At 67.2% G+C, this 23199-nt stretch carries 16 protein-coding genes; 7 read left to right on the top strand and 9 right to left on the bottom strand.

Annotated elements, in window-relative coordinates; all coding sequences use genetic code 11:
* Positions 1-156: 156 nt before the first annotated feature.
* Entirely contained in the window at positions 157-2967 is a 2811-nt protein-coding gene (gene polA / locus QSJ34_RS16265) for a DNA polymerase I (RefSeq protein WP_285577219.1), read from the bottom strand.
* A gap of 161 nt (positions 2968-3128) precedes the next feature.
* On the opposite strand from polA, the gene QSJ34_RS16260 reads away from it, so the two are divergent.
* Together QSJ34_RS16260 and QSJ34_RS16255 are read left to right on the top strand one after the other, a co-directional pair.
* Positions 3129-3782 carry a TetR/AcrR family transcriptional regulator gene (locus QSJ34_RS16260; RefSeq protein WP_285577216.1) on the top strand — a complete coding sequence of 218 codons (654 nt, stop codon included), beginning with the start codon at positions 3129-3131 and terminating at the stop codon, positions 3780-3782.
* 7 nt (positions 3783-3789) lie between these two features.
* Complete coding sequence (locus QSJ34_RS16255; protein ID WP_285577214.1) at positions 3790-4743, top strand: alpha/beta hydrolase; 954 nt, start codon at positions 3790-3792, stop codon at positions 4741-4743.
* 15 nt (positions 4744-4758) lie between these two features.
* On the opposite strand, the gene QSJ34_RS16250 is transcribed toward QSJ34_RS16255, so the two are convergent.
* From QSJ34_RS16250 to QSJ34_RS16240, 3 genes are read right to left on the bottom strand one after another with little or no spacing between them, the layout of a single operon-like run.
* Positions 4759-5508 (bottom strand): LytR/AlgR family response regulator transcription factor, encoded by a 750-nt coding sequence (locus QSJ34_RS16250; RefSeq protein WP_285577213.1) that lies wholly within the window; start codon positions 5506-5508, stop codon positions 4759-4761.
* Positions 5501-6610: a sensor histidine kinase gene (locus tag QSJ34_RS16245; RefSeq protein ID WP_285577211.1), complete on the bottom strand. Its 1110-nt coding sequence runs from the start codon at positions 6608-6610 to the stop codon at positions 5501-5503. Before QSJ34_RS16245 ends, QSJ34_RS16250 begins: the two co-directional genes overlap by 8 nt.
* Entirely contained in the window at positions 6611-7777 is a 1167-nt protein-coding gene (locus QSJ34_RS16240; RefSeq protein WP_285577208.1) for an acyltransferase family protein, read from the bottom strand. It abuts the gene before it with no gap.
* Here QSJ34_RS16240 and QSJ34_RS16235 point away from each other — a divergent pair.
* Entirely contained in the window at positions 7776-8414 is a 639-nt protein-coding gene (locus QSJ34_RS16235) for a cache domain-containing protein (RefSeq protein WP_285577205.1), read from the top strand. The two genes, QSJ34_RS16240 and QSJ34_RS16235, sit on opposite strands and share 2 nt — an antisense overlap.
* Positions 8415-8481: 67 nt before the next feature.
* The gene (locus QSJ34_RS16230) at positions 8482-8937 is read left to right on the top strand and encodes a cache domain-containing protein (RefSeq protein WP_285577204.1); all 456 of its coding nucleotides are present in this window, start codon (positions 8482-8484) and stop codon (positions 8935-8937) included.
* Here the strand turns inward: QSJ34_RS16230 and QSJ34_RS16225 are convergent.
* Both QSJ34_RS16225 and ispH read right to left on the bottom strand, forming a co-directional pair.
* Complete coding sequence (locus QSJ34_RS16225) at positions 8928-9746, bottom strand: SDR family oxidoreductase (RefSeq protein ID WP_285577201.1); 819 nt, start codon at positions 9744-9746, stop codon at positions 8928-8930. The two genes, QSJ34_RS16230 and QSJ34_RS16225, sit on opposite strands and share 10 nt — an antisense overlap.
* Before the next feature lie 27 nt (positions 9747-9773).
* The gene (gene ispH, locus QSJ34_RS16220; protein ID WP_285577199.1) at positions 9774-11495 is read right to left on the bottom strand and encodes a 4-hydroxy-3-methylbut-2-enyl diphosphate reductase; all 1722 of its coding nucleotides are present in this window, start codon (positions 11493-11495) and stop codon (positions 9774-9776) included.
* A gap of 145 nt (positions 11496-11640) precedes the next feature.
* Here ispH and QSJ34_RS16215 point away from each other — a divergent pair, with 145 nt between their 5' ends.
* From QSJ34_RS16215 to ppc, 3 genes are all read left to right on the top strand, one after another.
* On the top strand, positions 11641-13575 hold the full coding sequence (locus QSJ34_RS16215; protein ID WP_285577197.1) for a sensor histidine kinase: 1935 nt from the start codon (positions 11641-11643) through the stop codon (positions 13573-13575).
* Positions 13576-13737: 162 nt separating this feature from the next.
* Positions 13738-15642 (top strand): methyl-accepting chemotaxis protein, encoded by a 1905-nt coding sequence (locus tag QSJ34_RS16210; RefSeq protein ID WP_285577195.1) that lies wholly within the window; start codon positions 13738-13740, stop codon positions 15640-15642.
* Positions 15643-15859: 217 nt separating this feature from the next.
* The gene (ppc, locus tag QSJ34_RS16205) at positions 15860-18610 is read left to right on the top strand and encodes a phosphoenolpyruvate carboxylase (RefSeq protein WP_285577193.1); all 2751 of its coding nucleotides are present in this window, start codon (positions 15860-15862) and stop codon (positions 18608-18610) included.
* 12 nt (positions 18611-18622) lie between these two features.
* Here the strand turns inward: ppc and QSJ34_RS16200 are convergent, their stop codons facing one another.
* From QSJ34_RS16200 to QSJ34_RS16190, 3 genes are all read right to left on the bottom strand, one after another.
* Complete coding sequence (locus QSJ34_RS16200) at positions 18623-19762, bottom strand: PilZ domain-containing protein (RefSeq protein WP_285577191.1); 1140 nt, start codon at positions 19760-19762, stop codon at positions 18623-18625.
* A 643-nt stretch (positions 19763-20405) separates the two neighbouring features.
* Positions 20406-20699: a hypothetical protein gene (locus QSJ34_RS16195; RefSeq protein ID WP_285577189.1), complete on the bottom strand. Its 294-nt coding sequence runs from the start codon at positions 20697-20699 to the stop codon at positions 20406-20408.
* Positions 20700-20913: 214 nt separating this feature from the next.
* Positions 20914-23145: a nitric-oxide reductase large subunit gene (locus tag QSJ34_RS16190; protein WP_285577187.1), complete on the bottom strand. Its 2232-nt coding sequence runs from the start codon at positions 23143-23145 to the stop codon at positions 20914-20916.
* Positions 23146-23199 lie beyond the last annotated feature (54 nt).

The following is a 23199-nucleotide window of genomic DNA, read 5'->3' as shown; positions in this document are numbered from 1 at the left end:
CGGAAGGGGACTCGGATGGGGATGTGCGAAGCAGTGAATCCGCCAATCATGACCTCCCCGTTAAATTTGGGCCCGGGCAGACGTCACAAAACCCCCGGAAATCGTTAGATTCGGAGGCACCCACCTGCAAAACGTCAAACCAGCCCCGGGGCCTCCTTATTTGCAGGCCAGCCAGCTCTGGCCCCTGCGCACCTCAGCGGCCAGTTTCACACCCAGGGGGCTCAGGTCGTCGGCCCCTTCCATGGCTTCCTTGAGCAGGGCGGCGGCGCGTTCCACTTCCTCCGGCGGCGCTTCCATGAGGAGTTCGTCGTGGACCTGCAGCAGCAGCCGCGCCTTCAGGCCCGAGGCCCGGAGGCTGCGGTGCAGGCGCACCATGGCGCGGCGCATGAGGTCCGCGGCCGTGCCCTGCACGATGGTGTTCACGGCCTCGCGCAGACCCGCCGCCTGGAACTGCTTGTTGGGGCTTTCCAGTTCAGGGATCCGGCGGATGCGGCCCCAATGCGTGCGTACCAGCCCTTCGGACAGGGCCTCCTCCTTGGCGCCCTCGATCCAGGCGGCCACCTTGGGCATGCGCTCGAAGTAACGTTCGATGAAGGCCTTCGCCTCCTTCTGGCTGACCCCGATGTTGGCGGCGAGCGCAAAGGCCCCCTGGCCGTAGAGCAGCCCGAAATTCACGGCCTTGGAAGCGCTACGCTGGTCGGAGGTGACCTGATCCATGGGCACGTTGAAGACTTCCGAAGCGGTGCGACGGTGGATGTCCTCCCCGGCGGCGAACGCGCCCAGGAGCACGGGATCTTCGGCCAGGGCCGCGACCACGCGCAGTTCGATCTGGCTGTAATCGGCATCCAGCAGCACCCAACCCGGCTCGGGCACGAAGGCGCCGCGGATGGCGCGGCCTTCCTCGGTGCGGATGGGGATGTTCTGCAGGTTCGGATCGTTGGAGGCCAGGCGCCCCGACGCCACCACCGCCGCGTGCAGCTTGGTGTGCACACGCCCCGTGACGGGGTTCACCATCTGGGGCAGCGCCTCGACGTAGGTGCCCAGCAGCTTCACCATCTGCCGGTGCCGCAGCAGTTCACTGGCGATCTCGGCCCCCTGTTTCTCCGCCAGTTCCTGCAGCACATCCTCGTCCGTGCTCGGCGCCTTGGTCTTGCCGGTGAACTTCACGGGCTTGTAGCCGAGCTTGCCGAAGAGGATCGCACCCAGCTGGGTGGGGCTGTTCAGGTTGAAGGCTTCGCCGGCGAGCTCGACGACGCGCGCCTGGGCGCGCTCGCGTTCGGCGTGCATGCGCTCCGCGAGCTGGGCGAGAACCGCGAGGTCGAGACGCACGCCATGGCCTTCCAGGGCCGCCAGCACCTCCACCAGGGGCAGGTCCACCTCCGCGTAAAGGCGCTTCAGCTGCTCGTCGACCATCTTCGCCCGCAGCTTGTCGCACAACTGCAGGGCCAGGTCCGCGTCCTCGGCGGCGTACTGCACGGCCTGCTCGAACACGGCCTCGTCGAAGCGCTTCTGGGCCTTGCCCTTCCCCACCACCTCCTCGAAGGCGATGGGCTTCACGTCCAGCAGGCGCACAGAGAGATCATCCAGGTTGTGGCGGGAACTACTATCCAGCACGTAGCTGAGCACCATGCTGTCGTCCGCCAAGCCGATCACAGGAAGACCATGACGGGCCAGCACCTGAAGGTCGTACTTCAGGTTCTGGCCACACTTCCCGATGGCCGCATCCGCGAAGAGCGGCGCCAGCACGCGCCGGACTTCGGCGAAAGGCACGTTGCGAGGATCCAGGTGAGGCGCCAACTCCGCGAAGAAGGCCACGGCGTCGCCGCGCAGGTCCAGCATGGCCTCGGGCAGGCCCGAATCCGGCAGCAGACCGGGCAGCGAACCTTCCGTGTCGGCCGTGGCGGGCTTGAGGTGGGCCAGGGGCACGTAAAGTCCTTCATTGGGCGCCCAGGCCAGGCTCAGGCCCACGATGTGGCCCCGGGTTGGATCGATGCTCGTCGTTTCCGTGTCGAGGCCGAAGCGGCCCGCGGCGCGGCAGGCGGCCACGGCGGCTTCCAGGTCGGCCACCGAAGCCGCCGCCCGGTAGGTCCGGGCCGTGCCGGACTGCTGGGCGCTTTGCGTGAACTCCTTGGTGAGCGTCTGGAAACCCAGGGCCTTGAAGGTCTCCCGGGCCTTGGCCTCATCCACGCCGGGGTAGGCGAGGTCCTTCGGATGCAGGGCAAGCTCGAGGTCCGACACCACCGTGACGAGGCGCTTCGTGAGCTCCAGCCATCCCGATTCCGCGTCGAGGGCCAGGTCGAGGCCCTCGCGCTGCTTGGGCTTCAGCTCGCCCTTGGCGGCGATCACGCCATCCAGACTGCCGAACTTCTCCAGCAACTGGGCCGCGCCCTTTTCGCCGATGCCCGGCACGCCCTTCACATTGTCGGATGCATCTCCCAGCAGGCTGAGGTAGTCCACCACCTGCTCGGGCCAGACGCCCATGCGCGCCTTCACGCCTTCGCGGTCGTGCCAGACCTCGCCGTCCTTCGTGTTCAGCACCTGGATGCGCAGGTCATCGTTCACCAACTGCAGCAGATCCTTGTCGGGGCTCACGATGACCGCCGGCAGGCCCATGGCGGCGGATTCCCGGGCCAGGGTGCCCATGACGTCGTCCGCCTCATAGCCGTGCAGCTCGACGATGGGGATGTTAAGAGCTTCCACCAGCTGGCGGATCATGGGGATCTGGGGCCGCAGATCCTCGGGCATGGCGTCGCGGTTGGCCTTGTACTCGGGATAGATCTCGTGCCGGAAGGTCGGCTCCGGCGTGTCGAACACGCAGGCGATGTGCGTGGGCTTGTGCTTCTCCAGCAGCTGCAGCACCAGTCGCGTGAAGGTGTAGGCCGCGCCGTTCTTCAGCCGGGGATTGGCGAAGTAGGCCCGAAAAATGAAGGCGAAGGTATCGATGAGATAGAGGCGGTCTTCGGTCATGCCCCCAGTGTCTCAGAATCACTTCCCTTCAAGGTGAAGAGCCCAGGCCTCGAACGGTTCTTGCCAAGTCGACCGGTGCCTGAAATTCCGTCTGATCTATCGAAGAAGCATTGACAGCACGAACGATCGTTCTATTTTTATTGAATCGATTGGGAGTGACTATGCCCGGCGCCGTTTCGAAGCCGATCCTTCCCCTGCCGGCCGGCAAGGGCGCCCTCACGCGCCAGGCCATCCTCCAGGAGGCCATGGACCTGGCTTCAGTGAAAGGCCTGGAGGGGCTGACCATCGGCTCGCTCGCCGAGGCCACGGGCCTCAGCAAAAGCGGGCTCTTCGCCCATTTCGGATCCAAGGAGGAGCTGCAGCTCGCCACGATCCAGGCCGCGCGGGGCGTCTTCCAGGAGCAGGTCTTCGTGCCGGCGCTCAGGGCGCCGCGCGGGCTCAGGCGGCTTTGCGCCGTCCTCGCGGGATGGCTGGATTACGCGGAGCGCGAGATGTTCCGCGGCGGCTGCTTCTTCGCATCGGTCTCCGTGGAGTTCGACAGCCGTCCCGGCCCCGTGAAGGATCTGGTGGCCGCCAACATGAACGTGTGGCGGGAAAGCCTCGCCCGCCTGGTGGCCGAAGCGAAGGAGGCCGGAGAGCTGTCCCGCGGCGCGGATCCCGAGCAGCTGGCCTTCGAGTTCGGCGCCCTGGCCCTGGGCGCCAACAACGCCTTCCAGCTCCACCGCGATCACCGCAGCTTCGCCATGGCCCGCCGCGCCATCAAGGAGCGGCTCAAGGCCTTCGCCGCGCCCGGCACGCGTTTTCCTCCCCTGTGAGGCCCGCATGAGCCGACCCGGTCCCACCACGTTTCAAGTCCAGGTCCTGCGGCTCGGCTTCCGGGCCCTGCGCGCGTTCGCGCCCGACCTTGCCCAGCGGGGCGCGGAAAGGCTGTTCTCCACGCCGCGCCGCCACCGGGAACCCGAGGCTGAGCGCGAGGCCCGACGTCGGGGGCGCCCCTTCCATTTCCTGTCGAAGGGCCTGCGCCTGCGCGGCCACGCTTGGGGCGAGGGCCCGGCCATTCTCTGCCTGCACGGCTGGGAGGGCCGCGGCACGCAGTTCCATGCCTTCATCGAACCCCTGACGCAGGCGGGCTTCTCCCTCCTCGCCTTCGATCAGCCGGGCCACGGCGGATCCGAGGGGCGGCGCAGCGGCCCGCTGGACTGGGCCCAGGCCATCCAGGATCTGGTTCATCAGGTCGGCCCCATCCACGGCCTGATCGCCCATTCGCTGGGCGCCGCGGGCGCCGCCATCGCCATGGATCACGGAGTCCCGGTGCCGCGCGCCGTGTTCCTGGCCCCGCCGGCCCAGCCCGATCCCTACTTCGAGCACCTCCTCGACCTGCTTGGTTTCCCGCCTTCGGAACACGCGAAGGCCTTCGTCGCCTACCTCCAGCGCACCGGCCTGCCGCCCGAACGCGTCCGCCTGCGCAGCCTGGCCTCTCGCCTATCTTCACCCCTGCTCGTGATCCACGATCGAGGGGACCGCGATGTGCCCTGGTCCGACGGCGCGGCCATCGCCTCGGCCTGGCCTTCGGCGACCCTCCATATCACCGAGGGCCTGGGGCACCGGCGGATCCTTCGCGATGCCTCGGTCATCGAAAAGACCGTGGCCTTCCTGGGCGAGCAGGCCGGCACTGCCCTGCCCTTCCACGGGGATGGGCTGCGCAGCCTGGAGTGGCACCTCTACCAGCGGGACCTGCGGATGGAGGATCGCGTACCCCAACTGACGCTGACCTGAGGCCGGCCGCCCCGCCTATCCCATGCCCCAACGCTCGAGGAAGGCCGCGCGGTAGGTCCGGCTGAGCACGCAGTGGCTGCCGTCCTTCAGGATCAGCAGGCCGTCGCCGTGGTCCCAGGGTTCGAGCCGCAGCACCGCGTCCAGCGCCACGAGGCTGCTGCGGTGGACGCGGACGAATCGATGGCCCGGCAGGCGGGCTTCGAGATCCTTCAGGGCGCGGCGCACCTCGAAGATTCCCCGATCCGTGTGCAGCCGGACGCCCTTGCCTTCGGCCTCCAGGCGGAGGATCGCCCGCAGGGGAAGCGCCTCAAGCCCCTTCTCGCCTTCCACCAGCAAGCGTTCCAGCGGCGTCAGGGCGAGCTGGCCCATCAGGCGGTTCATGGGCGTCCCATCGACGCCCGCGTGCAGCGTGAAGGCCCTGTCCAGCGCGCGCTTGAGCCGGTCCCCGTCATAGGGCTTGAGCAGGTAGTCCACGGCCGCGGCTTCGAAGGCATGCATGGCGTACTGATCGAAGGCCGTGGAGAAGATGATCTGCGGCAGCGGCGCAGCCAGGGCTTCCAGCACTTCGAATCCCGTGAGGCCCGGCATCTGGATATCGAGGATGAGCAGATCCGGATGGAGGCTGCGCGTCTTCGCCACGGCCTCCAGCCCGTCCGCCGCCTCGCCTGCCAGCGCGAAACGCGCGTCCGCCGCGAGCATCCGCTTCAGCTTGGCGCGCGCGGGCCGCTCATCGTCCACCACCAGGACCCCGAGCGGATCAGCCACGGGCGGCCTCCAGCGGCAGGCTCAGCGATACCTGCGCACCACCTTCCGGCGCGTCACCCGCGATCAAGGCGCCCCGATCCCCGTGAAGCAGGGCCAGGCTTCGCCTCAGGTTGTCGAGGCCGAGGCCGCCGGAACTTCCATTCAGGAATCCGACGCCGTCATCAGTCACCGAAAGGTGCGCCAGGCCTGCCTCCGCGCGAGCCTCGACGCGTACGCGCAAGACACGGCCAGGCGTGGCCTCGTTGTGCTTGAGGGCATTCTCCACGAGCCGCTGAAGGGAGAAGCGCGGCACGAGAACCCGTCCGAGACCCGGCTCGAGGCTCTGCTCCACCTGCAGCCGGTCGCCGAAACGGGCTTCCGCGAAGGCGAGGTAGTGCTGCAGGTGTTCCCATTCCCGGTCCAGGGTCCAGGTGGGGCCTTCGGCCTGGAGCCCGTCCCGGAGCATCTGACCAAGGGCGGTGATGAGGCGGTCCGCCTTCGGCAGGTCCTCGTACATGAGGGCACTCAGGGTGTTCAGCGCGTTGAACAGGAAGTGGGGATCGAGCTGGGCGGAAAGGGCCTGCAGCCTCGCCTCGCGCAGTTCCGCCTCCAGCCGCGCGGCGGCGAGTTCCCGTGCCTGCCGCGCGCGACGGGCCTCCAGGAGGTGGAACAGCAGGGCCAGGCCCGCGAAGCTGAGCACGTCCTTGAGGCCTTCCATGGGCACGCGGTAGACGGTCTGACCGTAGTCGTAGGGTCCCCAGCCCGCGGCGCGGTAGATCCAGATCCGCAGGATCCACATGCCCGCCACGTGAAGGCCCCAGAACAGCGCGCAGCCCGCGAGGTGCAGCCCCAGGAAACGCGTGAAGCGGACCGCCTTCCACGGTGCGTTCAACGCCACGGTCTGGATCAGGGGAAGCAGGGACCACACCATCACGGCGGAGGTGAGCTCCCACACGAGCGGCTCGCCGAAACGGGCGTGGAAGCCCGAGGCGCGGAAATCCAGGTTCACGGTCAGCGCCCGCCACAACCCGTTGGCCAGCAACAGGCCCAGCGCCACCAGCACCCAGCGCAGGCGCAGCACGGGCCAGCGCCAGGGGGTGGGTGCGGTTGGAGTGGGATGCATTCAGCGGGCCTCGTCAGAGAGTATGGCCCCAAGCCGGGCTTCTCGAGGATGTGGACGCGCCGGTGTCCGCGGCCCCATGCCCAGGCAGGGACGCAGCCAGCGGACCTGCGCGACGCCTTCGCAGAGTCCCCAAGTGACGAGGAAGGAACCCGCGGTAAGCAGTCCGAAGAAGGTCCAGGGCGGCAGCTGGAAGCGCAGCATCCACCAGCCCATCACGACGATCACGCTCTGATGGAAGATGTAGAAGGGATAGGCCAGGGACTGGGCGTGGTGCAGGAGGGGTGTGGATCGCGTGAGGTGGGCCCGGCCATATCCGAGGGCCGCGCACATGGAGGCCCAGGCGAAGGCGTAGATGGCCAGGTGCTCGAAGGGAAAGGGGAATTCGCCGTCGGGCAGCAGCGCGGCCAACAGCAGGGCCGCCAGGCCCAGGTGCCAGTGCCGCAGCGCCACCAGGCGCTCATCAAGCCGCGGAAGGCGGCCCATGAGGTGCCCGGCCAGGAAGAGCCCGCCATAGAACACGAGGTTCTTGGGATCGCGCACGAGGTCGTGGGTCTCGGGATGGTTCCGCAGGAGGAAGCGTCCTCCCATGATCGGCAGGGCCAGCCACCAGAGGTTCGCGCCCCGCGCCAGGAAGGCCTCCGCCCGCGACAGGAAGCGGCTGCCGCCCGCGCTGCGGAACCAGTGCAGCAGGGGCAGCGCCGCCAGGCAGAACACGAACAGGTAGGCCACGAACCAGAGGTGGTGCCAGCTCAGGCTGCCCTTCGGGTAGGGCACGCCCTGGAACACCGAGGGCCAGAAGGCCCAGTAGCTGCCGCCGTACTGCCCCGTCCACACGCGCTCCACCCAGATCTGGGGGGGCACGATGACCAGCATGCCGAAGACCAGCGGCAGGAGCAGGCGTTTCACGCGGTCCCAGGCGAAGGCACCCAGGCTGCGCCGCCGCAATGCGAAGGCCGTGGCCATGCCCGCGATGAGCATGAGCAGGGGCATGCGCACCAGGTGCAGGACGTCCATGGGACCGTTCAGCGCCGGCAGCAGCACCGGCGCCTTCACGTGCCAGGGATCGTTCACGTTGAACATCCTCGCCGAATGGTAGAGGTGCAGCAGCAGGATGCAGGCCACGCGCAGGGCATCGATGTCGGGCCTGCGGCTGGTTGGATCGGACATGGGACCTCCTCCCGCCAAGCTACCCGTGCCGGTCGCCACCGCAGGCCTCGGCGGCACGAGCCGGATCTGGGAGGGCCTGAGCCGGATCCGAAAACGTCCTCGAGCAGGTGGATCGCGTCTCGGATTCATGGCCATCGGCTCGGAGGACGATCCCTGGGATGAAGAAATGGAACCGGGAGGTTCCATGCGCCTGAGGCAAGCTCTGATCCCGACCTTGGCCTGTCTCACCAGCCTGCTGCCGGCGCAGGATTCCAAGGCCCGAGCCCAGGCCCTGGTGAAGGAGGCCGTGGCCTTCGCCAAAGCCCATGGCAAAGAGGCCCTGCTCAAGGAGACGAACCAGGGTCAGGGCCGCTTCCACGCCAAGAATGCGGACGATCTCTTCCTCTTCATCTACGACATGAAGGGCGTCTGCCTTGCCATCGGTTTCCAGGGCCAGTTGATCGGGGTGAACCGGTACAACTCGAAGGATCCGGACGGGAAATTCTTCATGCAGGAGATTCTGGACACCGCCAAAACCAAGGGCAGTGGCTGGGTGGACTACAAGTACACCAATCCCAAATCGGGCAAGATCGAGGCGAAGACCTCGTACGTGGAATTCCTGGATGGCTGGGCGGTGGGCTGCGGCATCTACAAATAGGCCCGCGGAACTCATCTGGTATCGCGATATCCCGATAAGGAATGGAAACCCACCGACTGGAGGTTCCATGCGCCCCTTCCCGGCCTTTCCTCTGTGTGCCCTCATCCTGACTGCGCCCTTGGCGGCCCAGCCTTCGGAACGTCCGAAAGCCGAGGCCATGGTCAAGGAGGGCATCGCCTTCCTCAAGGCCCATGGGAAGGAGGCGTTTTTCAGCGAGGTTCAAAAGGCCACGGGCCGCTTCCACGTGAAGCCCGGAAGCACCCTCTACCTCTTCGTCTACGACCTCAAGGGCGTGGTCCTGGCCCACGGCGCGCGACCCAACCTCGTCGGCATGAACCGCTGGAACGTGAAGGATCCCGATGGGGTCTACAACGTCCAGGAGATCATCAAGACCGGGCAGAAGAAGGGCGGCGGATGGGCCGACATGAAGGTCGAGAACCCCGACACCCACAAGATCGAGAACAAGACCTCCTTCTGCCTGGCCGAAGGGGATGTGGTCGTGGGCTGCGGCATCTACAAGTAGATCCGACGCATCAGGCGCTCCCACCAGGATTCGGGCAGGAGCGCCTTCAGCTTGCGCACCCAGAAGGCATCGCGGCCGATGACGAGCCGGCGGGGTGGATGCGCGGCGTCGAGGGCACGCAGCATCTTCCGCGCACAGGCTCCGGCATCCATGGCGTGGCGATCGGCCTGATCCCTGCGCAGGCGCAGGTAGCGGGCGATGGCGGCCTCGTAGCGCGTGCCCTTGGCCCGCTCGGGAAGATCACCCCAAACCTTGGCCAGGCTTTCGCGGAAAGCCGAACGGATGGCGCCGGGTTCCACCAGCACCACGGCCACCTCGCGGCCCACCTCCAGCCTCAGGCTTTCCGCCAGGGCCACCACCGCGTGCTTGGAGGCGTTGTAGGGCCCTGCCAGCGGGATCGACAGCCGCCCCAGCATGGAGGCCACCTGCAGGATCCGCGCGCCGGGTTCGCGACGCAGCAGGGGCAGGAAGGCGTTGGTCATGGCCTGCAGCCCGATGACGTTCGTTTCGAACTGCGCGCGGAGCTCCTCCGGGCGGATCAGTTCAAGCGGACCCACCTGGCCGTAGCCCGCATTGTTCACGAGGGCCCTGAGCTTCAGATCCGCACAGGCCGAGGCCGCCGCGGCGATGCTGCCCCCATCGGTCACGTCCAGCGCGAGGATCCGCAGATCGTCGCCCGGCGCCAGATCGGCCAGGGCCGCTGGGTTCCGCGCCGTGGCCACCACGCCCCAGCCGGCCTCCCGGCAGAGCGGCACCAGGGCCCGGCCGATGCCCGTCGAACACCCTGTGATGAGCACCCAGTTCCTCATGCAGCCATCTTTCCACAGCTGCGCGGATCAAAGCAGGGCCAGCAGACCCACCAGGTAGAAGCTGAAATCCACGCTGAGTTCGAACCGGGTCCTCCCGGTGGTGAAGCGCTCGTGGTACAGCCAGAGGTAGAGCACCGGGTAGGCGGCACAGATCACCAGCACGAGGGCCACGATCATGGGATGCCCCTGCCCGCGGCTTTGGAAGGTGAGCCAGAGGGTGCCCGCCAGGAGGGTGCCCAAGAGGGCGAGCAGCACGCCCTTGGTGGCCCGCTTGCCCATCAGGATGGGCAGGGTCTCCTTGCCCACGATCTGATCGTTCTGCATGTCGTGGATCTCGTAGATCACGGTGCGGACGAAGGCCAGCACACCCACCAGGAAGATGGCTGCGAAGGTGCGCAGATCCCAGACCCGGCCCTCCTGCCACACGGGCGTGATGACGGCCACCGTGGCCAGGGCCAGCGCCACCACCACGTCCTTGGATCCCGGAATCTGCCTCAGGCCCCAGCCGCGGCCACCCACCTGGAAGCGCCGCTTGTAGGCCACGCCCACCAGCGAGGCGCCGGCGACGACCGCCACGACCTTCGCGCCGAGGCTGATGGCCAGCACGAGCATGAGCATGAGGGCCGTCACGGCCGAGGCGATGAGCACGCGCTGATTGCGCTCGAGGAAGCGCGCCCGGGCGGGCCCTTTCGCACCGAGTCCGAGAGGATCGAGGAAGGGGCTGAGCAGGAACATGGCCAGCACGTAGGTCGCCGTCAGGGTGGGATAGCGCCAGCCCAGGGGCAGGCCCAGCCAGCGGTGCACGCCCAGGGTCATCAGGCCCGCGCCGACGGCCATCAGCGAGGAACTGCCGAAGGCCGCCTGCATGAAGCTGCGCCAGCGGCTGGGGCCGTCGCCCAGCTGCTCCATCACGTCCACCACCTCGTCCACCAGCCAAGTCGGGGTGGAGGCGCCCGCGAGCACGCCCACGGTCTCCTTCCCCGTGAACCCACTGAGATCGAGTTCCGCGGCGGTTTCGACGTACTGCACGGGCTTGCCGTAGTGGTGGGCCAGTTCGGCCAGATGTTTCGTGTTGCTGGAGGCCTTGCCGCCCACGACGATCACCGTGTCCACCGTCCGCGCCAGCTCCTTGGCCTCGTCCTGGCGCATCCAGGTGTCTTCGCAGATGGTGTTCTCGAAGACCGCATCGCCCGCGCGGGTGCGGATGTAGTCCGTGATCGCGTGGTAGTCCTTCACGGTGAAGGTGGTCTGGGCCACCACCAGCACCTTCTTCAGTTGCTCGTCGGTGAGCGCCTCGGCTTCGGCCATGTTCGACACGATGACCGAGCCGCTGTCCGCGAAGCTGCGGTGGGCCACGCTTTCGGCGTGGCCGTGGCTGCCCAGGATCACGGTGAAATAGCCCTTGGGGCTCCATTTCTTGATCTTGTTATGGACCTTGGCCACCTCGGGACAGGTGGCGTTGACGATCTTCAGCTCGCCCTTGGCCTGGCGCTCCTTCAGGCCGCGCAGATCCTGGATGGGAATACCGTGGGCGCGGATCACCACCGTGCCGTTCTGCACCTTGTCCGGCGCCTCGGCCACGGCCACGCCTCGCTTGCCGATGAGGTCGAGGGCCTGGGGATTGTGGATGAGCGGACCCAGCGTCTGCACCGTGCGCCCGTCGTTGCGCACCGAGGCCTCCAGGACCGCGTCCATGGCGCGCTTGACGCCCCAGCAGAACCCAGCGGTCTTGGCGACGATCACCTTCATGGCAGCCCCACAATCCTGACCTGGTTGGTCAGGTTATTCATCATACCTCCAGGTCCGCACGGGTGCACGGATCTCGGCCGGAGATCCGATCCCAAAGGCGTTCCTCATAGGTCCCCTCCTTCCTGCCGAAGCGAGGAAGGTTGCCATGGATCCGCTCCCGCTCCGCCGCCTGCTGCTTCGAGAAAGCCTATTGATCGTGGGCCTGGGAGGGCTGGGGCTGGCCGGGGTGGGTTGGTCCGGAGCCCGGGCCATCATGATTTCCCAAGCCAAGACTCGGGCCGAGATGGGATTGAGTGATGTCGAGCGGCGGCTGAAGCGCAGCCTCAACGAGGCCGTCCGCACCGGCGAGGCCCTCGCCCAGATGGGCCGGCTGGGCCAGCTGGCGCCCATGGATACGCTCGCGGGGGAACAACAGCTGCTGGCCGAGCTGCGCAGCCGCCCCGGCCTGTCGAACCTGACCTTCGTGCTGCCGGATGGCCAGGCCTCCGCCGCCAACACCCCCGAAGCCGAGTATCAGAACTTGTGGATCACCCGTGGAACCCACGTCGAGGGTGGTCTTCCGCAGCGCCTGATCCACCTGTGGGACGAGCAGGGCCGCCTGATCCGGACCGAGCCGGATCCGGCGGCACCACCGGACTGGAGGTTGCGTCCCTGGGTCCTGCAGGGCCTGAAGGAGACCCGGGGCAGTTGGACGCCGCCCTATCCCTTTCTGGGCAAGGTCGGCTTCGGATTCACCTACACCATCCCCGTGTCCCAGGGAGACCGGCCGCTCGGCGTACTGGGCGTGGACCTGGTGCTGGGCGACATCCAGCCCTGGTTGAGGGAGGCCAAGCCCACGGAAGGCACACGGCTCGCCGTCCTGGATGGGGATGGTCGCCTGCTCGTCCCCCCGGAACAGGAGGGGTCACCCTCGCCGCCTGACCACTCCCGCGCCCTGAAGCCCGAGCCCCTGGATCCCCTGCGGCACCCCATTCCCGCGGCGGTCCACCGGGTCGAACGCGCCGACCGCGCCGGCTCCTGGCCCCAGATCAAGGTGGGGCGGGAAACCTTCCTCGTGCAGCGGCGCCGATTCAGGCTGGACGGGGGCCTGGACTGGGAGATCCTCGCCGCCATTCCCGAAGAGGATCTGCTTCGTGAACCCCGGAGGGTGGCCCTGGCCACCCTGGTCCTCAGCCTGGGCGCCCTGGCTTTCCTGGCGTGGCGCATGGCCTGGAGCAGCCGCCAGATCGCCGAACCCCTGGAAAGGCTGGCCGCCCAGGCGGAAGCCCTCGTGGAAGGCCACGTCATCGTCAGCCCCGAAACCCCCATCGCCGAAGTCCAGAACCTCGCCAAGACCCTGCGGGTGGCCTCCCTCGCCCTCGAGGAGCGATCGAGCCTGGAAGGCCACCTGCGCGTGGCCCAGCGCCGCGAAATGATCGGCACCCTCGCCGCCGGGGTGGCCCATGATCTCGGCAACCTGCTTTCTGCCGTCGGCGCCAATCTGGAGATGGCCCAGGATCCGAGCCTCCCGGAAGATCTCCGTACGCGGAGCCTGGACCTGGCCTCCTCCGCGCTCCGGCGCGGCCGAGGATTCCTGCGCGCCCTCCTGACCATCGGGAGGCCCGTGGAGGAAGATCCCGGCCCCATCGAACTGGGAGCCCTGCTCAGGGAATCGGGATCGCTGCTGGAACCCCTGCTGGGCGCCCAGGTGACCCTCCAGGTCGTGCCGCCCCAGGACCCCGTCTGGATCCATGGGGACCGGCTCCAGCTCGAGCAGGTTCTGCTCAACCTGGCCGTCAACGGACGGGACGCCATGCCCCGCGGCGGGCCTCTCCGCCTCGAAGCCGGAAAGGGCTCGGACGGCCGGCCCTACCTGGCCGTCATGGATGGCGGGGAAGGCATCCCGCCGGACGTGAAGGATCAGCTGTTCACGCCCTTCTTCACCACCAAGGGCCCGGACCGGGGCTCGGGCCTGGGGCTCGCCATGGTCCAGGGCATCGCCCGGGCCCACGGCGCGGAAATCGAGGTGCACAGCGAAACCGGCCAGGGGAGCCGCTTCACCCTGCGCTTCCCGGGTTCAACACCCCTCCCCGACAGGTGAGCCCTTTTCACCTCTGGCGGTCGACCTAACCTGGAAGACACCGCTTTCCCAGGCGCGGATGCCAGTCCGAAAGGTCTCCGGATTTCACCCGGAAGCCCCATCTCCCGATCAAAAAAAATCTGTCCAACGGATTTCCCTGATAGGGCCTGTGAAGGGGGTTCCATGAACCTGTTCGGACCAGCTACGACCCTCATGCATCGCCTCCGTTTCCGGGGGAAATTCCTCGCCGTGAGTGTGGTCGTGTTCCTCGCCCTGGGATGGAATACCTTCAGCATGGTTACGACGCTCAACGCCGACCTTGCCTCGGCGCGGCAGGAACGCCTGGGCAGCGATTATCTGAAGGCCTTGGGTGCCGTATCCGAGGCCCTCGCCCGCCTGCGTTCGGGCGGGGTCGGATCCGGGCCTCTCGAATCGGCCCTGAATCGGATGGATGGCGTCGATGCCAAGCTGGGCCCGGCCCTCGCCATGGGTACCACCTGGTCGGAAGGTGTCACCTCCTGGAAGAAGGGGGGCTCTCGACTGGATCCGGCGGCCCTGGAACCCATGAACAACCTGGTGCTCGGCGCCGTATCAAAGGTCGGCGACACTTCGGGACTGATCCTCGACCCTCAGCTGGACAGCTTCTACATCATGGACCTGGCGCTTCTCAAGCAGCTCCAGCAGGGCGACGCCATCGCCCAGTGCCAGGCCCTCGCGGAAGGCATCCTCTCCCGGAAAGCCATTGCCGCAGAAGAAACCACGCGGCTCACCATCCTCCTCGGCTCCCTTCGCACCAACCAAACCGGCATGGAGGATGACCTCAATCCCTCCAAAGGGTTCAGCAATTCCGAATCGGCCAGGCTTCTGGGCCCTTCCTTCTCAGCCGCCACCAAGGCCATGGCCGAGTTCACGGAGTTCCTGGAGAAGCAGGTCCTCAAGGCGCCGGCCACGGCTTCAGTGGCGGATCTCCATCGCATAGCTGGAGCGGCCTTCGAATCGAATGCTGCTTTCTTCAAAGAAACCATCCCCTGCCTGAACCACCTGCTGGACGCCCGGATCCAGGTGAAGGCCCAGGGCATGGCACTTGCCCTCGGCGTGGCCCTCTTCGGATTGCTCCTTTGCGGGTACCTCCTCATCGGCTTCCACCGTTCCGTCAACGAAACCCTGACGCAGCTGGTGGCCACCTTGGAGAACAGTGACCTGACCTCCCGCGTCGAACTGGAGAGCCGGGACGAATTCCAGCGGGTCGCCCAGGCCGCGGACAAGGCCCTGGCCCGGTTCAGGGAGGTGTTCGTTTCCGTGATGGACGCATCCCACCGCGTGGCGAGCGGGGCCACACAGCTTTCCGCCTCGGCCGAACAGATGAACCGGACCACCCACGGCATCGCCCAGGGGGCCCAGCACGTGCAGGAAAGCACCGGTCGCATCCGTTCCGCGGTCACCGACCTGTCCTCCTCTGTGACTGTGGTGTCCGGGCATGTCCAGCAGGCCTGCCACCGGGTCACCAGTGCCAGCCAGGCTTCCAGGCTGGGTGAACAGGCCAGCGCCTCCATCGCCAAGGCCATGGATGAAATCCAGACGTCCACCAACGAAGTGGTGGAAGCGGTGCGATTGATCCAGGACATCGCCCGGCAGACCAACCTGCTTTCCCTGAACGCGGCCATCGAGGCCGCCAAGGCTGGCGCCCAGGGCAAAGGCTTCGCCGTGGTGGCCGAAGAAGTGCGCAAGCTGGCCGAGCGGTCCGCCACGGCCGCCCGGGAGATCAGCACCTTGATCGAGCGCAGCGATTCAGCCGTCCAAGAAGGCCTTCGAACCACGGAATCCGCCACCGGAGCCGTGCAGGACATGAAGGCGCAGATCGATAGCATTTCGAACCTGATCACCGCCATCGGCCAGGCCACCGATCAGCAGACCGCCATCAGTGCCGAGGCGGCCCACCAGGTGCTGGCCGTGGCCGACGAAACCACGGTCAATTCCCGGGGCACACAGGAGCTGGCCAGCTCCGTGGCCGAAGTCTCCCGCACCGCGATGGAACTCTCCCGGCTCGCCGAAGATCTCTCCCAGGCCGTGAACCGGTTCAGTCTCTGAAGCACGGCCTTCGGCTGGGCGTGCTTATGTGAAATTTCGAGAAGGAGACATCGGCTTTTGCCAGGGGCAGCGGCCCTTCAAGACCTTCTCCTCCTGGTGCCCGGTTCGCACCGCAAGAATCCGGGCGCATGAACCCACATCGGCATGATTCCGATGCCCGATTTCCCTTAATCTGGCGGGAGGCTTGATCTTTCATTGCTTCATCAAGGAATCGCCCATGGACCTCGCCCTCGCCGACAAGGACTTGCCCCTGAGGGAAGATATCCGGCTGCTGGGCCGGGTGCTGGGCGACACCGTGCGGGAGCAGGAGGGCGAGGAGACCTTCCAGCTCATCGAACGGATCCGCCAGAGCGGCGTCCGCTTCCACCGCGCCATGGATTCCGGGGCGGGCGAGGAGCTCCGCGCGATCCTGAAGGACCTGAGTCCGGGCCGCGCCACGCTGGTGGTGCGCGCCTTCAGCTACTTCTCCCAGCTCGCCAACCTGGCGGAAGACCAGCACCACATCCGCCGTTCCCGCGCCCACCGCATGGGGCAGAGCGCGCCCAGGCCCAGTTCCCTGGGCCACGCCCTGGCCCGTTCCGCCGAGGCGGGGCTCGGCGCGAAGGGGCTGCGGGCCTTCTTCTCCGGCGCCCAGGTGCGGCCGGTGCTCACCGCCCATCCCACCGAGGTGCAGCGCAAGAGCATCCTGAACGCCCAGATGGAGATCGCGCGGCTGCTGGACGAGCGCGATCGCAGCGCCTCGACCCCGCGCGAGGCCGCCCTGCGCGAAGAGCACCTGCAGCGCCAGGTGCTGCTGCTCTGGCAGACGCGCATGTTGCGCCCCCAGCGCCCCGCGGTCACCGACGAGGTGTCCAACGCCCTTTCCTATTTCGGCCGCACCTTCCTGCACCAGGTGCCGGCGCTCTATGCGGATCTGGAGGACCGCCTCGGCCTCGATCCGGCCTGGGGCGACGCCGAGCTGCCACCCTTCTTCCAGGTGGGCAGCTGGATCGGGGGAGATCGCGATGGCAATCCCTTCGTCACCGCAGAGGTGCTCGGACAAACCCTGCGCATGCAGTCGCGCACCATCCTCGATTTCCTGCTGAAGGAGACCCAGACCCTCGGCGAGGAATTATCCCTCAGCCTCCAGGTTTCCCGCGCCTCGCAGGACCTGCTCGATCTGGCCGCGACTGCCCCGGACCAGGCCCCGCAGCGCGCGGACGAGGCCTACCGGCGCGCCCTCAGCCTGATCTTCCAGAGGCTATCGGCCACCCGCACGAAGCTGGTGGGTGCGGAAGGCGACGCGAAGCCCGAGGTCCAAGCCGCCTACGGCAGCCCCGCCGAACTGAAGTCGGACCTGGATGTGCTGGACCGGTCCCTGCGCGATCACGGGGGCCGCCGCCTCGCCCGGGGCCGCCTGCGGGACCTGCGGCGCACGGTGTCCGTCTTCGGCTTCCATCTCGCGCCCATCGATCTGCGCCAGGCTTCCGAGGTCCAGGGCCGCGTGGTGGCCGAGCTACTCGAAGCTGTGCGACCCGGCTCGGCCTACGGATCCCTCGACGAATCCGGGCGCATCGCAGCCCTCGCCGCCGAACTGGAAAGCCCGCGCCCCCTCGCCTCGCCCTATCTCACCTACACCGATGAAACCCGCCAGGAGCTGGCCCTCTTCCATGCGGCGGCCGACGCGCAGCAGCGCCTGGGCGTCGAGGCTCTGCCCAGCTGCATCATCAGCCATACGGAAGGCGTGTCGGACCTGCTGGAAGCCGCCGTGCTGCTGCGTGAGGCCGGGCTCCTCCGGCCCGCGGAAGGCCGCCTCGACATCAATCTGATCCCCCTTTTCGAAACCATCGAGGATCTTCAGCGCTCCGGCGACATCATGGACGCGCTGTTCAGCTTGCCCCTCTACCGGCGCCTGCTCCAGGGCCGGGGAGACATCCAGGAAGTGATGGTCGGCTACTCGGACAGCAACAAGGACGGCGGCTTCCTCACCTCCCGCTGGGAGCTCTACAAGGCTGAACTGCGGCTGGTGGAGGTCGCCCGGAATCATGGTGTCCGCCTGCGCCTCTTCCATGGGCGCGGCGGTTCCGTGGGGCGGGGTGGCGGCCCCGCCTACGAAGCCATCCTCGCCCAGCCCCCGGGTGCCGTGAATGGCCAGATCCGGCTCACCGAGCAGGGCGAGGTGATCGCCGCGAAGTACGGCCACCCCGCCGTGGCCCGCCGGAACCTCGAAGTGTTGGTGGCCGCCACGCTAGAAGCAAGCCTGCCTGTCCATCAGGATGCCGGCGCGGATCCCCGGTTCACCGAAGCCATGGATTACTTATCCGAGGCGGCCTGCCGCGCCTACCGCGACCTCGTCTACGGAACCGAAGGCTTCGAGCGGTTCTTTTGGGAATCCACGCCCATCGCCGAGATCGCCCGCCTCAACATCGGCTCGAGGCCCGCCAGCCGGAAGGCCGGGCGCAGCATCACGGACCTGCGGGCGATCCCCTGGGTGTTCAGCTGGAGCCAATGCCGCGTGATGCTGCCGGGCTGGTACGGCTTCGGTTCGGCCGTACAGTCTTTCTTGGAAAGGCGAGGCGACGCGGGGTTGTCCCTGCTCAAGGAGATGCACGCGCGGTGGCCCTATTTCCAGAGCCTGCTTTCGAACATGGACATGGTGCTGGCCAAGGTGGATCTGGCCATCGCCTCGCGCTACGCGGACCTGGTGGGCGACCCCGACCTGAGGCACCGCATCTTCGGTCGGATCCAGTCGGAATGCGAAGCCTCCGTCGAGGCTCTGAAGGCCATCACGGGTCAAGCCGAGCTGCTTGAGGACAACCCCTCCCTGCAGCGATCCATCCGGCACCGGTTCCCCTACCTCGACCCCATGAACCATCTGCAGGTGGAGCTGATGCGCCGCTTCCGCACCGGAGAGACCGACGAGCGCATCGAACGGTGCCTCCTGCTGTCCATCAACGGCATCGCGGCGGGCCTGCGCAACAGCGGCTAGACGAGGCCACCCTCAGGCTCCCCAGGCCCTGCGGATCAGCCCTTCCAGCAGCCGGGCGAAGAAGGCGCCCTGGGCCGTGGGCCAGGCCACGAAGGTCGCCTGTTTGAGTTCCAGGGCCAGCTCTCGGCCGCCGTAATCGCCCCCCAGACCCAGCACGACGATGGGCGTGCCGGCGGGGAAGGCCTCGGCCAGGTTCCGGAGCGTATGACGGGCCTGCACCCCGCCCCCGGTCCAGGGCACGATGACCACCTGGGGCGGCGTTTCCAGGGCTTCCCTGAGCGGAGCCAGGGCGAGACCACAGGCGCGGATGGGCAGCCGTTCGCCCAGGATGTCCCCCAGTTGGGTGAGGAGGGCCGGATCCCGGGCCAGGAGCAGCGCGCCCTCGGGCTGGCTGCGGGGCCGGGCCGCCTGCTCGGCCATGGCCCGCAGGGCGGCGCGGTTCTCCCATTGGCGCCGGGCTTCTTCCACCCGTGGTTGAAGCCAGGCCTCGAGGGCAGCAGCCGTGACGGTGGAGGGTGGCGGTTCGAAGGCCACGCCCAGCAGCTGACCGTCCATGTGGACCAGGCGCCCCTCCAGATCCAGGGCGGGCCCCTGGTCGAGCACCATGGAAAGGCGGAGAGGGCGGTTAACGATGAGCCCTTCGGACGGCATGGGCTCGGTGACGAAGAAGCAGGCCCCTACGGCGCTGAGGTTGTCCAGGTTGGCCCTCAGGAGGAGATCCCCGCCCGGATTGATGACGGCCCTCGATTGGCCCGTCTTGGTCACGCGAAAGGCCCGTCGGGGCTCGTCCTCCACGAAGCGATCCGGGGCCTGCACACAAAGCACCCGCCTGCCTTCGACCTCCTCTACGCCCAGCAGCCGCGTGGATGCGGCCGCGATGCCCAGCCCCCAGGGGATGCGCAGGCGGAACCCCTGGTCCGGCAGGGTCCTCAGCAGGAATTCCCGGGTCTGGTTCGCCCGCAGCCGCACCTCTCCGGATTGCCAGGCCAGCAGGCGCGCCGGGAAGGACAGGTAGGGCGTCGCCACCATCAGGAAGGCCTTGCGCTCAGCCATCTCGTCGAGGGCCTGCGCCAAGGCCGACCCCTTCAGCGTGTCACCGAGGGTACCGCCGCCGAGGAAGGGCAGCTTGGAGATGGGGGCACGCTCAGGCAAGGGGCCTCGCCGGGTTCGGCCCCGTCCTGGGGTGGCGTCCTGTTGTGATCGGTTGAAGGCAGGGGATGGGCATGAATTCGGGACTCCCGCGGGGCCCAGCGGTTGGCGTCCCCACGCCCATCCCTATCGTGACATTCAGATTCCACGATTACATCTGACCCATCTGCGGTCTCCTGGCGGATTTGGAGGGACCGACATCCGGGGATCGGCCCCTCGCCGTTCGGCCGGGCCGCTCCGAGCGATTGGGCCAGGTTCGAAGGACCTAGGAGGGGCACCATCCTTCTTTTTGGCGTTTTTCGGAGTGCCGTCGGGGTCCAGGTACTTGTCCGGATTGGCGGCCAGGGCCTCACCGCAGGCACCGTCATCCACCGCGTATTCGCGGCCTCGAACCACGACCTTGCTGCCTTTGCCAAAAGGAATGATGCCCCCGCAGACCGGGCACACATGCGTGGATTCTTCGCTCCCCAGGATCGCCAGAATCCCCGGCGGCGCTGCCGGAGCCGGCGGAAGCGTCGGAGCCGAAACCGGGATGGATGCCACAACGACTACGGCTGTGAATGCCGACATGAGCATGGGGACCTCCCTCGTTCACGTGGATTGCCTCAGCTTCGAATGGTTGAGGGTCCTGACTGGTGGCCAGTGGCTAGTAGGGCTTCGGCTCCTTTTTCTCGGCGTTCTTCGGCGTCCCATCAGGGTTCAGGAAAAGGTCCGGGTTCGCCGCAAGTTTGTCTGCGGCGGCCTTATCGATCACGGTATATTCCTGGCCCCGGACCGTGACCTTGGTGCCTTTCCCTGGAGGGATGGCCTTCCCCGTGACAGGGCAGATCGTCTTCATTTCATCTCCATCGGCCACCGGGATCGGGGCCGGGGAGATCGCCAAGAGCGCGGGTGCCGAAGCTGCCATAGACAGGACGAAAACAAACGCGGACTTCAACATGGACCACCTCCTGATTCAAGCGGAGCTCCACTCCGCGAGGGGTTGGAAGGCCTCGCCATGAGGCGAGGTCCCAAACTTAATTTTTTGAGATTGGATGTCAACGTGACCGAATGGCGGGTAGCCCGGTTAGTTCTTTTGGCTGGTCCCCTGCAATACGGGCAGACAGAACAAGGCCCCCGTTTCGCAACGGGGGCCTGGTCAGAGTCTTGCAGGATCAGTCTTCGGCCACCGCAAAGGCGGGAGCCTGGTCCACGCTTTCCCGGGCGGGAAGCGCTTCCTCGGCGGATCTCCAGCCCCAGGCGCCGATGACGGCCTTGAAGGTGAAGAGGATGACGGCGAGGGCGCCGATGCCGAAGAGGACGTCACCGGGCATGCGCAGCCAGGTGAAGGTGCGCATGAGGGGTGACTGCACCACCTCGGCGCTGCGGGCATACCAGGTGCCGTGCTCGAGGCTCTGGGCCATCTGGTAGAAGCCGCTGGGGATCAGCGAGAACACCAGCATGAGCACCAGGCCGATGTTCAGGCCCCAGAAGCCGACCTTCAGCCACTTCTCGTCCCAGGCCTTGTCCGGCGTCATGCCGCGCAGGGCGAAGAGCATGAGCGAGATGGCGAGGAAGCCGTAGACCCCGAAGAGCGCGGCGTGGCTGTGGATGGGCGTGGTGTTGAGGCCCTGGCCGAAGTAGAGCACGGAAGGCGGGTTGATGAGCATGCCGAAGACACCGGCGCCCAGCAGGTTCCAGAAGCAGACCGCCGCGAAGAACTTGAAGGGCCATTCGTAGCCGCTGCCGATGGCGCGGCCGGCCTTGAGGCTCTGCACGATCTCGAAGCCCACGATGGTGAGGGGCACGATCTCAAGGGCACTGAACACCGAGCCCAGGGCGGAAATCGAGGCGGGGGAACCGGTGTAGTAGAGGTGATGGAAGGTGCCGATGACGCCGCTACCGAGGAAGAGGCCCATGGAGGTGCTCACGGCGCGCAGCGCGGTGCTCTCGCGCAGCAGGCCCATGCGCGTGGAAAGCAGCGCGATGGCGACGGTGGCGAAGACTTCGAAGAAGCCCTCCACCCAGAGGTGGACCACCCACCAGCGCCAGTATTCGGCCATGGCGACGTGGGTCTCGCGGGTGTACATGAAGCCCGCGGAGTAGAAGAGCGGGATGGCGATGGCCGACAGCACGAAGAGCTTGAGCAGACCCAGGCGGCCCCGTTCGCCCTTCAGCGCAGGGATGAGCGCGCGCAGCACCAGCACCAGCCAGATGACCATGCCGACCGTCAGCAGGATCTGCCAGAGGCGGCCCAGTTCGACGTATTCATAGCCCTGATGGCCCAGCATGAACGAGCCCGACAGCTTGCCCACGATGGCTTGGTGGGCGCCGACCAGCGCACCGACCACCACCACCACCAGCGCCGCGAGCAGGCCCGCCACGCCGAGCCACTGGCCCTTGGGTTCCTTGGCGCTGAGCTTGGGGCCCAGGTAGAGGCCCGTCGCCAGCCAGCAGGTGGCGATCCAGAAGACGGCCAGCTGCAGGTGCCAGGTGCGGGAGGCTGCGTAAGGCAGGATGTGCGAGAGATCCAGACCGTAGAGGCCGTTGCCTTCCACGGCGTCGTGGGCCGTCAGGACGCCCATGCCGATCTGCACGAGGAAGAGGGCCATGGCCACGGCGAAGTAGATGGCCGACCAGCGCTGACTGGGCGTCGCCGGAGCCGCCGGGATGGCCTTGGGATCGGGGAATTCCTCCGCGGGCTGCTTCGCGTGGTGCCAGATCATCAGGCCCACGCCCAGGATCAGCAGGATGATCGAGAGAATGCTCCAGAGGTGGCTGATGGGCGTGATGGTGTTGCCCACCAGGGGCTCCTGAGGCCAGTTCTGGGTGAAGCTCACCTCCGAGCCGGGACGGCGCGCGGCGGCGGCCCAGGCCGTCCACAGCCAGAAGTCCGCCACGCGCTCGCCTTCCTGGACGGTGGGGATCCAGCGGGCCGGAATGGCGGCGCCCTTGTCGCCCTCCACCACGATCTTCATCAGCTCCGCCCGGGTCTTCAGGTAGGCGGCCGCCTGAGCGGCGCCGAGGGTCAGAGTCCCGGTGGATGATTCATACCTGAAGTTCTGAAATGTAGACAAAGTATTGGCCTTGGCATCTGCCAGGGATCCGCCCTGCCCCTTCACGCCGTCAAGGGTGTGGGAGGCCCACTGGTGCAGCGCCTTGGCGGTCCAGTCCGGCGCCAGGTAGGACCCGTGACCCCAGATGGAACCGATGTGCTGGCCGCCGTGGCCCAGATAGCTGACCTGGCCTTCGAGGATCTGGCCCGGGCCCACCAGGACCGTCCCATCCTCCGCAACCACGCGTTGCGGAATCGGAGGCGCGTTCTGGGCGATCTGCCGCCCGCCCAACCCCAGCACCCCGAAACCTGCCAGGAGCACCAGCAGTACCAGCCACCATCTTGCCTTCATCGAAACCTCCTTCAGGGCGGATTTCCTCGCCAAAAAGCAGTGTTCCATAAATTT

The organism is Geothrix limicola (assembly GCF_030268085.1).
Lineage (GTDB): Bacteria > Acidobacteriota > Holophagae > Holophagales > Holophagaceae > Geothrix > Geothrix limicola.
Note: the sequence above shows the minus strand (reverse complement) of the source record. Positions and strands in the feature narration are given on the sequence as shown.

Coding starts and splice junctions, on each gene's coding strand:
- QSJ34_RS16210 (WP_285577195.1), top strand. CDS start 13,738: ATGAACCTGTTCGGACCAGCTACGACCCTCATGCATCGCCTCCGTTTC.
- QSJ34_RS16245 (WP_285577211.1), bottom strand. CDS start 6,610: ATGCATCCCACTCCAACCGCACCCACCCCCTGGCGCTGGCCCGTGCTG.
- QSJ34_RS16225 (WP_285577201.1), bottom strand. CDS start 9,746: ATGAGGAACTGGGTGCTCATCACAGGGTGTTCGACGGGCATCGGCCGG.
- QSJ34_RS16255 (WP_285577214.1), top strand. CDS start 3,790: ATGAGCCGACCCGGTCCCACCACGTTTCAAGTCCAGGTCCTGCGGCTC.
- QSJ34_RS16240 (WP_285577208.1), bottom strand. CDS start 7,777: ATGTCCGATCCAACCAGCCGCAGGCCCGACATCGATGCCCTGCGCGTG.
- QSJ34_RS16195 (WP_285577189.1), bottom strand. CDS start 20,699: ATGTTGAAGTCCGCGTTTGTTTTCGTCCTGTCTATGGCAGCTTCGGCA.
- QSJ34_RS16215 (WP_285577197.1), top strand. CDS start 11,641: ATGGATCCGCTCCCGCTCCGCCGCCTGCTGCTTCGAGAAAGCCTATTG.
- QSJ34_RS16260 (WP_285577216.1), top strand. CDS start 3,129: ATGCCCGGCGCCGTTTCGAAGCCGATCCTTCCCCTGCCGGCCGGCAAG.
- ispH (WP_285577199.1), bottom strand. CDS start 11,495: ATGAAGGTGATCGTCGCCAAGACCGCTGGGTTCTGCTGGGGCGTCAAG.
- QSJ34_RS16190 (WP_285577187.1), bottom strand. CDS start 23,145: ATGAAGGCAAGATGGTGGCTGGTACTGCTGGTGCTCCTGGCAGGTTTC.
- QSJ34_RS16235 (WP_285577205.1), top strand. CDS start 7,776: ATGGGACCTCCTCCCGCCAAGCTACCCGTGCCGGTCGCCACCGCAGGC.
- polA (WP_285577219.1), bottom strand. CDS start 2,967: ATGACCGAAGACCGCCTCTATCTCATCGATACCTTCGCCTTCATTTTT.
- QSJ34_RS16230 (WP_285577204.1), top strand. CDS start 8,482: ATGCGCCCCTTCCCGGCCTTTCCTCTGTGTGCCCTCATCCTGACTGCG.
- ppc (WP_285577193.1), top strand. CDS start 15,860: ATGGACCTCGCCCTCGCCGACAAGGACTTGCCCCTGAGGGAAGATATC.